Raw genomic sequence first — 14,892 nt, 5'->3', positions numbered from 1 at the left:
CTCGATTATACATTGAGAATATGAACTTAGCATGAATAACTTTTTTATCTTGTGGTCAAATCGATTGGTTTTGACCCTTCAAAATTTCACATAACAAAAAAGGTAGAAGCATTAGCTTCTACCTTTTTCTCAATCCTTACGGATTAGTTGTTAACTACGATCGAAGTCGTAGCTGTTACACCGTTAGCCGTCGTGTACGTAGCCGTAACAACGCCTTGCTTAACGCCCGTGATTACGAACGTTGTAGCGTCTTTTTTCGTGTACGTTGCGTACTCGCTGTTCACCGACAGGAAACCAGCAAGTGCATCAATTTTACCATATTGGTCTTTTTGCTCGATAGAAATTTCTACCGTTTGACCTTTAGTAACTGTGTACTCGTCTTTCAGGAATTTCACTGTAGCTGCGATTGGTGTAGCTTCGGATACCGTAACTTCAACTGCAACTTTGTTGTCGCCTTTGTAAGCTGTAACCGTCGATTTACCAGCTTTCAGACCGAATACTTTCGAGCCCGTTACGCCCAGAACCGACAGATCGCTGCTCGTTACGTTGTCAGCAACAGCATTAGCCAGAACTACTGCTGTACCGCCTTCAGTTTTACCATTGAGTTTAACCTCAACTGCGTAGTTGGAAGCAGCTGTTTGCGACTTCTCACCATAAACCGTACCGATCGATTGAACTTCGTACGATTTGATATCCGAGGATTTAACAACCGTGATCGTTACATCCGTCGATTTACCGTCGAAGCTGATCGTAACTACTTTGGAACCTTCTTTTACTGCTTCAATTTCTTTGGAACCTGCAGCGATTTTAACGATATCGGACGAACCGTCTTTTACCGTCAGTGTGTAGCCAGCGCCTGTATCTTTCGTACGACCCAGGGAGTCTACGAATTGAACTTTGTCGTTACCGATAGTCGCCTTAGCGCCTACTTCAAACGTCGTCAGAACGTCGGATTTGAAGCCAAGGATCGATTGCGTTGTTGGCGTGTCTTTAACTTCGAAGGAGATCGTCGAAGTGATCAGACCGTTAACAACCGCTTGAACTACTGCATTACCAGCGTTTTTGAACTTAACAACGAGTTCGCCTTTAGCGTTAACGAATGGCGTACCGTCGAATGCTACCGTCGATTGAAGCAGTACTTTCGTACCATCAACAACTACGTCTTTGTTAGCCATTGCTGCGCCATAGGAGTCAATTGCAGTGAAAGGAATCGTAACCGTTTCACCTTTAACTACTTGTGCAACTGGGTTGTTGATTTTCAGTTCTTTAACTGCGTTTGCTTCGTTGATTACGAATGCTACCGATGCATTTGCACCAACAGCTTGCGGGTTGCTTGCCGACAGAACAATGTTACCTGCTGTAACAGCATCGAACGTTACTTTGCCGTTCTCGTCAACCACGATGTTGTTGATGTGACCCGTACCGCCGACATAGAACAGGATGCCGCCGATTTGGAAGTTATTCGTCCAAGTACCACCTGCGTTCAGGTCGATCTTAGCCGTTTTAGGAAGTTTAACTGCTTTACCGTATTGGTCCGTCAACGTGATTGGCAGAACCAGACCCGTGTTTTCACCGCTTTGAACGGAAATACGAGTTTTGTCTTTCAGTGGTTGTACAGCGTCGATTACGATTTTCGTTGCAGCGCTTGCGGACGTTACTTTGAAAGACTTGGAGTCATACAGGCCAAGCGTGTTGCTTGCTTGAACTACGATAACGTCATCAAGTTTAGCGATTTCCGTCGTCACACCGCCAACAACTTTGTCAGCCAGATCGACGATGTAACCGTCAACCGTTTTGTTAACTGCGATGTTTGTGCCTTTTGTCGTGTTGTAAGCCGTAACGTTGATGTTTTCATAAGGCATTTCTTCATTGAATTGGTTGAAAGTTTTAGCAACCAGGTTTTGGCCGTTTGCTTTTTGCAGGGAGTCAGCGCCGATGCTTACTTTCGTTGCTTTCTCTGCTTCAGCTTTAACCGTTACTACTTCAGCGTCACCAGCTTTAACCGTGATGTCGCCAGCAGGCAGGTAACCAGCCGTCAGAACTACCGATTTCAGATCGTCAGCGAAAGTTTTCGTAACTGTCACAGCTTGGGACAGGTACTTAACTTCAACAGCGAGATCTTTCGTTACTGCTTTGTTGAACTCGAGCGTAATTTTCTTAGCGCCCGTTTGCGATGCTTTGTTTACTTTCAGACCTTCAAGCGTAACTTCAACTTCGTAAGTTTTGCCGTTGTACTCAACGGAAACTTTCGTTGCTTTACCTACTTCAAGAGCAGTTTCAAGCGTTTTTGTTACGGATTGGTCATCGGAGAACGTTACTTTAACCGTTTTAGCATCAACTGCTTCTACGGATTTAACCGTTACCGTGTCACCAGCTACGATTTCGTAGATAGCGTCAACAAGTTGACCGCGCGTTGCAGCTACGTTGTAGTTCGTGAAGCTAGGGATGATTTTAGCATCCAGAGCTGCTTGAACATAACCTGCTGCCCATGCGCTTGCGCCTTTAACTTCTGCGCCTTCAACTGGCTCAAGGCCAAGCGACAGAACAAGCGTTTTAGCAAGTTCTTGGATCGTAACGTTGCCGTTAGGATTGAACTTGTTGTTGCCTACACCTTGCATCAGGCCTGCTTCTGTAACAGCGCCGATGAATGGTTTAGCCCAGTGCGTAGCGGATACGTCACTGTACTTGGAAGCTGCTGCGTTCTCTTCGAGGCCAGTGCCTACCGTGAGAACTTTCGCGAATTGCGCGCGAGTCATGTTCAGGTTGAGACCTGCGGAACCATCTGGGAATCCAGTGAAAATACCGAGTTCTTTCAGTGCAGCGAATTTCTCGTCTTGCGACGGTGCTGCTTTATCAGCCGCGAATGCTACCGATGCGAACATCGAGAACACCATGGTGATAGCTACGAGTAAAGACAAACTTTTCTTCATAACCTTTTTTTCTCCTCCTCTAAATTGCTTCGGTTGTTGAGAGTGTTGAGTGGATAGTGAATTGCTCGTTTCCCTCATCGCCGATTCACCCCCTTTCCAGAGTAGAGCAGTAATTGGATATAAATGATGTCTGCAATCATGTTAAACCCATTATGTAAAAACATGTCGCAGAAACTTGTAACCTCGTGAAGAAAATTCTGGTAGAGAAGCTAGGCCACTATAACATTATACAGTAGACTACCTGTAGCGTAAAGAGGTCGAGAAGAATATGTACCTCTATTAATTGTTTCTAAATGCTCTGTTTTTCTTTGTTCTTACCGTTAGACGCAGTAAGATTTGAAAAGTTGCGCTTTGAACAAAAGTTTTTCTTCAATTGGCTAAATCTTTTTGTTCTAGACATTCGTTCCCTCTCAGGAACTTCTTAAGTATAGCTCGTAAAGCCGAATAACGTCGATGCTAAAGTTTTACCAAGAAGCATATAATCGGATCGTGTCGAAATCTAGCATCTCTCATCAAATAGAAAGCGGTGCTCGCATTAAGCAAGCACCGCTCTCACCTGCCTTAACCTAGTTCAGCTTAGGCAGCTTCTTCATATCGACTAGCATCTTGCCTACGATAATGGCAGCGTCGGAACGCAGCAGGTTGGAATGCGGCTCGAATACGTAGCCTTTCTTCGGATCCGCCTGATCAACTGGGGAACCTACAATGTAGCCCTTCTTAGCAATAGCAGTTACCGATGCTTTCGCATAGTAGTTGATATCGCCGTGATCCTTGAACTGCTTCTCCAGCGCCTTGCTGATCTTCGTTGGATCCGTATCCAGCTTGAGCTCAAGCGCTCTCGCCAAGATTACTGCAGCTTCCTCGCGAGTTAAGTTGCCGCTTGGATCGAACGTCCGAGGCTGCGTACCGCGGATAATACCCGAGCGGGCTGCTGTCTCGATGTAGCGATAATCCCAGATTGCATCCGGGTTCATAATGACCGGTACATCGTCGAACGATGGGTTCCCCATCTCATAGTTCAATGGAAGATCCAGCGCTTTGACGATCATGCGAGCGAACTCGCCGCGAGTCGTGTACATATCAGCACCGAAATCGTCGTAGCCTACCGGGTTCGAAATACCTTTAGAGAAGATTGCTTCCATATAGTTACGAGCGTATGGATGGCCCGTAATGTCGCTGAACGAGTAAACCATCTTACCAACTACATAGTAACCAAACTTCGTGAACGGCACCGTGATCGTGTTCTTCTTCGTATCTACGACCCCGCCGACATTCTCCCAGTACTTATTCTGATTGTCGTAGCGGTACACGGTAATGAGCGTTCCGATTGCATCTTTCATATTCGCATCGAACGACAACGTTAACTGGCCTGCCTTAGAGGCAATCAATTCGCGGTCGCTCGCGCGATCGTTGTACGATGGAATGCCGCTGTTCGGGAACTGATAAGGTTCAGCACCATTAGTGAGCGGATCGTAAGTAGACTTGGTCGTCGTATCATCGGCCATACCAGCATCGATCCAGTATACTGGCGAAGCTTTAGCGAAGCGCGATGGGAACGAGAACTTGAACTGCTCTCCGTTAGACGTAATGACTTTGTCAAAGTCAGCTGGCCATCCGTCGAATTCGTGACGGTCAACAACGCCGTCTTCGGAGTTCGCGATCGAATACAACAGCTTATGATTCGTGAACACTTGGTTCTTGAACTCTTCCGGCACGTTGTAGTCGCGGCGGATCAGCGTTGTACCTTTCGGGAAAGTCAGCGACAATGCGCCATCGAATACTTTCTGCGATGCAGCCATCGTCTTCATGAACTGCGCCCCTGGAATGTTCGTCGGAGCGTACGTAATGTCGATCGAACCGGTTGTTTTATCGTTCGCGCTCGTGATCGTGAACTTGATCGTGTTCTTGCCGACCTTCAAGTCCGTAATCGTCGCGCGATAGGCATTGTAATAGTCGATCTTACCGTCGTAGTCTGCATCGAATTGCGATTTGACGGCATTTACTTTGTTGATCTCGACTGTTTGTGCACCCTTCGCATCAATTATGACTTCAACGAAGTTTTGGTTCACAATGCTCTTTGCCGGCAGAATCGGACGAACGATATCGTATGGCAGCGCCGTCGGGTCGACTTCCATCCGGTAGCTTGCTTTCGGTCCGTACAAGCCGCTGTTATATACGAAGAAGTTGTAAACGCTGGAGCTGCCATCGCTGTTCAGATCTTGATCCTTCAGTATAAAGGAGAACGACTGCGTCGCAATATCATATCGAACCACGAGCAAGCCTGAGATCCCTGCATGTTTCGGATCATAAATCGCGCCTACATTCGGATCTTCGCTGCTATAGATGCTGAATGGCATCGTTAGATCCCAAGTATATACTTTATCCGAAGAAGAGCTCGTAATCTTCAAAATGTAATCTGCAGGATTTGCCGGCATGTTGCCCGAAATGCTGCCATCGATTTCACTCTTGCCAAGATCGATAAAGTCGAACGTACCATAAACGTTCATTTTGGATTTGGATGTCGTATAAATCGAACCCGACATCGGGAAATTCGGATCGTTCGGTGTTGGAATAATATCTGCGTCATTAATCGTCGGAGTATACGTGAATGGGAATACCCCTGCCGAACCTGCTACCGGAATAATCGGCAGGTTCGTTGGTACGATGTTCAGTTTCACCGATCGTTCATAGAAGGTTTGTGTGCCCTGGAAGACGAAACGAATCGTATTCTCGCCATTGAACATCACCGCGAACACATCGCTTAGCTTCACAGTTGGATCCAGCACAAATTCGGTATCATGAATGTCCGATGAATCTTTCGGTACGAGCGGGAAAGCAACGTTATTGACATAGAAGTAAATCGACTGGGCCCCTACGGTCTTGCCCGCGACTTTCTCTGGCTCATAACGAATTTCATCTGTATTATTGACGTTCTGTATGGTACCCGCGAACTTGCCAAGCTCCGTGTTGATAATATCATTTGCTGCCGTCGCTGATGTTGTATCGTTATATACAAGCATCGAATCGAACAGCTTGGTGTAGCTGACATATGGTCCGAACAGCATGGTGACCGTTACATTGAAGGAATTATAAGTGGAAGGATCTGTCAGGACACTAGTCGAGCTTAGCGCTTGGAATTTAATCGTCTGCTTGCCTTCGAACGGCAGCTTGGACACTTCCATAATGATGCGGCGATAAGTGCCTGTCTTGCCGTTGATCGACAATAATTCATCCGCCTGACTCAATACTTTAATCTTGTAGGAGCCAGCCTTAGCAGCTGTGCCGACCGCATTCGTAATGCTTTCAATGCCTAGCCCCGTATTCGCTAAATCGCCCGTACTCTTCGAAATATCAAGATTCGATGGATTGCCGACCAGTATTTCGATACCGATTGGCATACCGTACAAACTCTTGCCATCCAGCGGATCGCCGGTCAGACCCAGGTAATTGTTTGGCTGATAACCTGGCAGGTAATTCACTTGCTCAATGAATGGCATATTCGAATTCAGCAGTGTGAAGAACAACGCGCTATTGCCTTCAACCGTTGGTGTCGTACCATTCGCAATGTTAAGCTCGTTGTTCGCCTGAACACGCAAATTATATCGTTTGCTGTAATCCAAGCTTGTTCCATCTACCGGTATCGAAAATTCATAAACAAAGAATGCGTCGGTTTCACTATAAGGTTGAACAGCTGCCGACGTAATCTTCGTAGAATCAAAGGATAACTTTGCTGTCGTTCCGCCAACTTCATAGATGTCAGCCTTTAGCGACTGCAATGCCACTTTGGGATCAGGGTGAGGTGTATTCACCGTCTCCGATGCTTTCTTGCCATAGTAGTTCGGAACGATGACCTTACCTGTGATCTCCAAACCGGACTTGCTTGTAATCAGGTTCGGATTATATTCGAGCGATGCACTGTTGTTCGCATCGTCCGACAATGTCATATCGTAGAACGTTACCGCACCATTATAGAATGCGACTTCACGCGTCGTTTCAATCGTCTGGGTGCCGTTGCTAACTTTGATTTTCACCAAGTTCTTGCCTTTCAGCACGTTAACCGGCGATGCAACGAATGAATATCCGTTCGTGCTGTTAACACTGAACGTGCGGCTGCTGCCGTTCACTTCAACCGTAACGCTCTGTGCGTTCGGCGCTTTACCGGAAATCGAAATGTCGGTCGAGGATTTGCCTTTGGTTGCAGTCGAATGAACAACCGTTGTGCTATTCTCATTCATCGGGAAGTTATTGCCGTACAAGGAGGCTTCCAAATCGTACAGCGTAGGGCCGTCATGGTAATCGATGTAGATCGAGTTCTCTACGAGGCCGCCGCCCTTCGTTCCCTGGAACGTAATCTTATTAAGACCCGAGAACAACTGAACGTTGAAAACTTGAAGAGCATTGCCATTCACATAGACACCACTCGTCAAGCCTTCACGCTTGGAGCCGATTTTCTCAGCCGATGGGTCTGCAACATCGTAGTCAACAACCTGGTACACATTATAGGTGATAGCCGATGGGTTTACACCGTTGATCGTACCATTGATGGTCACCATGCCGTTCGACGTGATTCTTGCTTTATCAGGCTGCTCAAACTCATTAGGGAAAGCGAAGTTGCCCGAAGTCGCGGCGACCGCGCGTTCGCTTCCGGTCAACTGCAGCAGGCCGATCAAGAGCGACAGTACAACGAACCAAATACTACATTTCTTAGCCACAATAAGCCTCCTCCATTACCTTAAGTCTCGCTAGATACATGTACTTAAATGTATCGGAGAGGCGTGCTGAAAAGTTTAGCCTGAACGACCAATTCATTCATATCGATTCCCAAAAGACGATACCCGCCACACAAAAAAGCCCCGGTCTCTTAACGAGACCGGAGCATGAATGATAGCTAATGATTTTATTTGGTGCGCGATTCTGCGTGCGTCTTCAGACGATTGCGGAACAGCAGATCCAAGATCGGACGTTTCGACTTGTCGACGATGCCGATCAGTTCGGCTCCAATCTGCAGACAGAACGTAAGGATGCAGATTACGACGAAAGTAATCCAGTTCGCAGCATGCGATTGCGTTAGCGTCGACTGCACGATTGCGCAACCGCCGAAGAACGCCGCAATGCCCCAAATGATAAGTACCGTGTTGCGATGACCGAAGCCAAGCTCTTGCAGACAGTGATGCAGATGGCCTTTGTCCGGAGCAAAAATCGGCTTCTTGCTGCGCCAGCGGCGAATGATCGCGAAGAACGTGTCCGACAGCGGTACGCCGATAATCAGAAGCGGAGTTACGAACGATACGATTGTTACCTGCTTGAACCCAAGCATGGACAATGTCGCTAGGCAGAAGCCTAGGAACAGTGCGCCAGAGTCCCCCATGAAGATCTTCGCCGGGTGGAAGTTATAGACCAGGAAGCCGATAACGCCGCCGAGCAAGATCGTGCTGAGCAGGATAACAGGCACGAAGCCCATAATCGCTGCCATCGTCAAAATCGTTGCAATGGCGATGCCCGACACGCCAGCTGCCAGACCATCCAAGCCGTCGATCAGGTTAATCGCATTCGTAACCCCGACGATCCAGAAGATCGTCAGCGGAATGCTCAACCAAGATGCAACGGGCTGCATGGACTCGCCGAACGGAATGTTGAGCAGATCGATCTTGACGCCGAAGCCGAAAACAACGACGCACGCTGCTGCAATTTGCCCGACGAGCTTCACCTTAGCCGAAAGCTCGAAGCGGTCATCCAATGCACCAACGATGACGATAATCGATCCGCCGACCAGAATCGCTCGGATCATATTAAGGTCATAGTGACGAAGCGTGCCTTCCGGTACGAAAGGCAGTGCGATCAGAACAGCGCCGACAAACGCAATATAGATAGCAAGCCCGCCGAGACGCGGCATTATTCGTGTATGCACTTTGCGGTAATTCGGTTTGTCAATTGCACCAACAGCAAACGCAAAACGCTTGACTAGCGGTGTCATTATAAGCGCAAGGATCAAAGCGATTGCAAATGAGATGCCGTAGAGAATACCCACAGGTGTATCCAACTCCTCTTATTTTCTACCGCATTGATTATACTCCGCGCGAAAAACTTTAGCTATCCTCGTTTTTTGCCGAATTAAACGATTTTCACTAGTTTTGGACGACTAAGGACGTGCTTTTGTCACCTTTTCTTTCTCTCGAATCACTTTGATCACAAATTTAGGCAAAACGAGCATTCTTTTATACCGATAAGGCTCTTGCAGAAGGCGGTAAAACCACTCCAAGCGAAGCTTCTGGAACAACTTCGGCGCACGCTTCAGCTTGCCGGCAATAATATCGAAGCTGCCTCCGACGCCCATGATAACAGGCACGCCAAGCTCGCCTTTATACCGTGCAATCCAAGGCTCTTGCGTCGATGCTGAACGTGCAACGAATAAAATATCCGGCTGTGCCGCTCGAATCTCCGCTACCACCTCCGCATCCTGATCAGGTCCGAAATAACCGTTGCGAACGCCGGCAATGCGCGTGCCAGGATACTTCTGCTTCAAATTCGCAGCCGCTTGATCGATCGTCTGCTGATCGGTGCCGAGCAGATACACGCTCCAGCCCTTGGACTCGCCAAGCGCCATCAATCGGTGCAAAATATCAAAGCCCGGCACCCGCTCTGCCACAGGTTCGCCAACATAGTTGGCCGCCCAAACAACGCCTGTTCCGTCCGGCACGATCAATTCTGCCGTACGCATCATGTTGTAATAAGCTTGATCTTCGATCGCGGACATCACCATGATCGGGTTAGCCGTAATGACATGCATCGTCTCGCGATTGGCAATCGCTTCGGTCAACTTGGCGATTGTCTCGTCCATGCTCATCTTGCTGAAAGGCAGACCATAAATCGATACGGTTGGAATCTGTTTGCGTGATTGTGCTGTTGCTATATTGTTCGTTACAGTCGTCGTCATTGAGTCGTTCACCTTTTCGTAGTTTGACTCAGCAGCGCCACAATCTGCTGTGCCGGCCGCTGCGCCTCGCGCTTCAGTCGATCAATCACTTCGCCGTGGCGGGAGCGCCAGCCATCCAGATCGCTGAGCAGCGAATCTGCGCTGGCCGCGAATTGTGCGGGATCCAGCTGTTCGGTCGTACCGATCGCTGTCAGTCCCAATCGATTAAGGAACTGGTCGATCTTCGGATCGTACGACAAGCCGATCAGCGGCACTCGCTGATTCGCAGCGTAGATGAGCGCATGCAGGCGCATGCCGAACATCATATCGCAGCGGCTGACTTCGAGCAGCATCTGCTGCGGATCGTCCCCGGGCGCTGCCAACTCCGCAATGCTGCTGCCGATGCCGATTGCCGTCAACCGGTCGATAACAACTTGAGAAGTTTCGGTATCGTCAGGCGTGTGGAAGGGCAGGAAGCGGTAACGAACCGAACGGCGCGAAGCCAATGCCGCAAGCGCCGCTGCCGCACGCTCCAGATCGACGCCATCCTTGCGCCAATGGCGTAAGGATACGCCGATGACTGGCAAGGCATCGGTCGAAGCAGAGCTCGCAGCCGAAGTCTGTGTCCCTTCAGGAAGCGGCAGGCCCATGACAGGGTCAGGGACGACCTCGATCCGCTCCTGAGGGACGCCTATGCGGCTTAGCAGCGCAGCTGATTCTGCGTCACGAACGGAGACGTATCGGCTCTTGTTCATGACGCGGCGAATAGGCGCGAACAGCCAACCACGATTCACAGGGCCTACGCCCTGCGAATAAATAAACGTCGGTTTGCCAAGCATCTGCGCGAGCGTAAGGACGCCCGTATAATACGGAATCGTCTTCCACCCTGTCGCATCCTGCAGTAAGCTGCCGCCGCCGCTGATAAGCCCGTCGCAGCGGCGGATTTCGCGGAGCAGCACGGATGGGCTCATCCGTTGAACTGCCTCGCAGCCGTACATTCTTGTTGTCCATGCGGGATCGGCAGATAATACGACAGGCTCGATTGTAATGCCCTGCGCTTCGCCTTCCGCATGCAGCGCATTGAGGATCGACTTCAGTACCGCTTCATCGCCGCTGTTGTTAAAACCATAGTAGCCGGAAACGATTATGCGGCGGACTTGACGATTGCTGGTCTTACCCATTTGCGCCAAACTCCTTCCCCAAGCTGCCACACCGCAATAAGCACGCAGCCGATAGCTGCACCTAAGCAGAGGCCGAGAAGATCACGAATCAATGAAATTTGCAGTGGTGTATGAATATGAGCAAACGTATCTACTATCGACAATTGACCGATGGAGCCTACAATAACCAATACCCATGCTGCGCGGTAGCGAAGCGCTAAGAACAAGCCAAGCAGCAATAACGGGTGCGCAAGCAGGAACTCCTTAAATCTTGGGCGAACGCCGAATGTCGTTTCCAGTGTATTGCGCGTCAGCATCTCGAGAGAAGATGCTTGTCCTGCATTACCCGTTCTCGACAAGTAATACAGACCTACAATACCCAATACCACAACTGTAATAATCCAGAACACAGTAATCTGAATCGACAACAGCTTGCGAAGATTCTCAAGCACCGACTGGCCCATATACAGGAACAGGTACAGCGCTACAAGGAAGATCGGCGCAAGATGCAGCAGACTGACCCCGCGGAATTGCTGCAGCAGTAGGCTGTAGGTAATATTGTTCAACAAACCGATTACGAATGGAATGCCCAGCATCGAGATCAAACTTGCGAAGACGAACAACGTAATCGCATTGCCGAATCGTTGTCCTGCCGACACGCCATTGAAAATCCATTTGATGCGGCCGATCGCGAACACATCGCCAAGCAGCGAAGCCCATTTGCCGACTTGTACATTCCCTTGCGGACGGCTCGTGCTCCATTCGCCGCCAACATTGCGGCGCGTTCCTTCCGTACGTCTGCGGATAACGTTAAGCACCCAGATAAGGGCAAGCGTCGGCGTACTGATTGCAGCACCTAAAGCCAGGCCTTGTTCCAGCGTTGGCTTGGATAGGACATACAGTCCGCCGCTGCCGATCAAACCGATAAGGAAGGCTGGTATCGTGAACCAGTTAGCGAATGCGCCGACCAACAACGTAATCAAGCTGACCGCGCCAAGGCATACGATAGCCTTCAGATATTTGGCCCAGCTTGGCGTATCTACATCAAACGGCTCTGCCGGGCCAGGAGAGAACCCGAAATCAGCAAGCTTCTGGATCGTACCATCCGGACCTTGCAGTGCCGAAGTAAGCTTGTCCAGCGGGTCAACGACGCCGCCTTTGTCCAAGCTGCGGCTCGCACCGGCGTTCAAGTAGAACATGCGGATCTTACGATCCTTCGCAGCGAGCAGGAATCGATCCTTAAGTGTCTCCGGCGAAATCGTCGCGGCTAGCGAGTCCGCGATCGAGTGCAGCCTTACGACATTGTAGTCCGTCAAATAGGCCAGCGTATTAAAGCCGAGCTGCGGAGCTTTCAGGCCTTCGATTGTTGCAAGGCCGATGCCCGTTTCTTTCAGAAGCGCAGCGAACGAGTTCAAGCTGTGCAGCTCCGCATTATCGTTATATCCTTTGACCGCATCGCCATCGAATAGAATACGGTCAACGCCGTAGCTCTTGAACTGCTCCAGCATAGCACGCGTTTCAGTCTCGTCATATGGACGAATACGATCGGAAATGCGAGGCAGGATCCGGAATCCTGCAGCATGGATTCGGTCCATGGCAATCGGATCCGGCGTCATCGAGATAAGCGTAGCGGTCTCGATCGGCGCGCTGATCAGGAGGCCTGAACGGCCATCCATCGCCCATGGCGAAACCGAAATTCCTGCACGCGCAAAAGCAGAGGTGATGAGCGGCTTCAACACCCGCTCTTCTTCTGTTCCCGCGAATAATACGTACGTCTCGTTCAAGCCCAGGTTAGGCGCCTTGCCTTGAAGCAAAGCTAACTGCGATTGATTGTAGACGTTCAATCGTTTCGCGATGACCAGATCATCCAGCGTCGTTTCGAAAACAGCCATCGTCGTTACGCCTGCTGCTTTCATTTGTTCCAATTGTTTATCGATGAATGCGGCTGGGTTGTACTGATACGATGCAACCAGCTCGATATCCTTGTAGTCCATTACATATTCAACCTGTTTGGACGTGCCTTCCATCTGCCAGCGCAGCACGCCTAGCGGCAATGCAGCGACTACGCCGATTAAGGCAAGCGTCCATAACACGGCTTTAAACTTGCGGTTCCAAAGCTGCCATTGAAGCACTGATGTTCTCTCCTTATGCTAGTTGATCGACTCGCTCCATGACAGCGGTCGTTAGACGCTCTAGATTCGCTGCTGCCCCATCCGGAGACTGACCGCGAACGGCAAAATAGATCTTGATCTTCGGTTCCGTTCCGGAAGGACGCAGGCAGAACCAAGAGCCGTCGGAGAGCAGGAACTTCAATACGTTCTCAGCCGGAAGGCCGTCGAGTCCTTGGCTGTAATCAAGAACGCTGTCTACGCTTGTGCCAGCAATCTCGGATGGCGGGCTTGTGCGCCAGCTGTTCATAATAGCGCCGATCTTCTGGACGCCGTCCAGCCCTTTGAGCGTACGCGATTGCAAGCCTTCGAGATAAGTGCCGTATTGCGCATACAGCTCAAGCAATACGTCATACAACGTTTTGCCTTGGCTCTTATAGTATGCCGCTGCTTCGCAAATCAATAAGGAAGCGACTACCGCATCTTTATCGCGTGCATAGGTGCCCGTCAGATAGCCGTAGCTTTCCTCATAACCGAACAGGAACGTGCGCTCGCCCGTTTCTTGGTACTGCGTCATTTTCTCGCCGATATACTTGAAGCCTGTCAGCGTATTCGTCACATCGACGCCGAACGAACGCGCAATATCCGCACCCATCTCGCTCGTTACGATCGTCTTCACGACGATACCGTTGGAAGGCAGCGTGCCTCTATCGCGAAGTTGGCTGAGCAGGTAGTAAACCATAATGGCACCGGACTGGTTGCCGGACAATACGACATACTCGCCATTCGTGTTCCGGACAACTGCACCCATACGGTCGGCATCTGGGTCTGTACCGATAATAATGTCCGCGTCGACTTCCTTCGCAAGCGCGATCGCCTTCGTGAATGCTTCGCGCTCCTCTGGATTCGGCGATTTGACCGTGCTGAAGTAGCCATCTGGCTGCTCTTGCTCCGGAACGATATGCACATTGCTGAAGCCTGCCTTAGCAAGCACGCCGCGCACTGGCAAATTGCCCGAACCATGCAACGGTGTGAACACGACGGATACACGATCGCCAAGACCGTTCTTCAGCAGATCAGGGTTGACGCTGCACGCTGCAACCGTCTCGATGAACTGCTCGTCCGCCTCTTCGCCAAGCCAACGCAGCAACCCTTGCGCTTCCGCTTCTTCACGCGAAATCGTCTGAACTTGATCGAAGCTCGTTACTTGTTGAATGCGTCCGATTGCTGCTTCCGCCTCATGCGGCACTAGCTGGCAGCCATCTTTGTTGTACGCTTTGTAGCCGTTATATTCAGGTGGATTGTGGCTTGCTGTAATAACAATGCCGGCAGTAGCTTTCAGCGCGCGTACCGAGAACGACAATTGAGGCGTCGGACGCAGCGATGGGAACAAATACGTCGTAATCCCGTTCGCCGCAAGCACGAGTGCAGCATCAAGCGCAAACTCAGGCGAGTTGTTACGGGAATCATGGGCAATGACAACAGACGGCTCTGCTGGCTTCGACGACAAAATCCAATCCGCGAGTCCTTGCGTTGCCTTACCTACTGTATAAGCATTCATCCGATTCGTACCGGCGCCCATAACACCGCGAAGTCCGCCTGTACCGAACTCAAGGTCACGATAGAATCGGTCCACAATTTCCGTTTCATTGCCTGCAATGGCGCGAAGCTCATTCTTCGTTTCCTCGCCAATCGAAGGATCGTTAAGCCATTCCTCATACTTTGCAACTGCTGCTGCATTCACCGACATCTTCAAACCATTCCTCTCATCCTAATGTTCG

7 protein-coding genes are annotated in these 14,892 nt (G+C 50.0%); all 7 read right to left on the bottom strand.

The window, feature by feature from the left end; all coding sequences use genetic code 11:
• Positions 1–143: 143 nt before the first annotated feature.
• Positions 144–2,930 (bottom strand): S-layer homology domain-containing protein, encoded by a 2,787-nt coding sequence (locus tag SBI19_RS06405; RefSeq protein WP_317966114.1) that lies wholly within the window; start codon positions 2,928–2,930, stop codon positions 144–146.
• A gap of 566 nt (positions 2,931–3,496) precedes the next feature.
• A complete protein-coding gene (locus tag SBI19_RS06400; protein ID WP_317966112.1) occupies positions 3,497–7,642 on the bottom strand; it encodes an S-layer homology domain-containing protein in 4,146 nt (1,381 codons plus the stop codon).
• 185 nt (positions 7,643–7,827) lie between these two features.
• On the bottom strand, positions 7,828–8,958 hold the full coding sequence (locus SBI19_RS06395) for a glycosyltransferase family 4 protein (protein ID WP_317966110.1): 1,131 nt from the start codon (positions 8,956–8,958) through the stop codon (positions 7,828–7,830).
• A gap of 111 nt (positions 8,959–9,069) precedes the next feature.
• Positions 9,070–9,864 (bottom strand): WecB/TagA/CpsF family glycosyltransferase, encoded by a 795-nt coding sequence (locus SBI19_RS06390; protein ID WP_317966108.1) that lies wholly within the window; start codon positions 9,862–9,864, stop codon positions 9,070–9,072.
• An 8-nt stretch (positions 9,865–9,872) separates the two neighbouring features.
• Positions 9,873–11,024, bottom strand: a complete 1,152-nt coding sequence (csaB, locus tag SBI19_RS06385) for a polysaccharide pyruvyl transferase CsaB (protein ID WP_317966106.1) — start codon at positions 11,022–11,024, stop codon at positions 9,873–9,875.
• On the bottom strand, positions 10,988–13,135 hold the full coding sequence (locus SBI19_RS06380; RefSeq protein ID WP_317966104.1) for a DUF5693 family protein: 2,148 nt from the start codon (positions 13,133–13,135) through the stop codon (positions 10,988–10,990). The genes csaB and SBI19_RS06380 overlap by 37 nt, the downstream gene beginning before the upstream one ends.
• 13 nt (positions 13,136–13,148) lie before the next feature.
• Complete coding sequence (locus SBI19_RS06375; protein WP_317966264.1) at positions 13,149–14,861, bottom strand: phospho-sugar mutase; 1,713 nt, start codon at positions 14,859–14,861, stop codon at positions 13,149–13,151.
• Between the last annotated feature and the right edge of the window lie 31 nt (positions 14,862–14,892).

This window comes from Paenibacillus sp. CCS19 (genome assembly GCF_033239625.1).
Taxonomy (GTDB): Bacteria; Bacillota; Bacilli; order Paenibacillales; family Paenibacillaceae; genus Paenibacillus_T.
The sequence above is the reverse complement of the archived record's forward strand: the minus strand, read 5'-3'. Positions and strand labels throughout refer to the sequence as shown.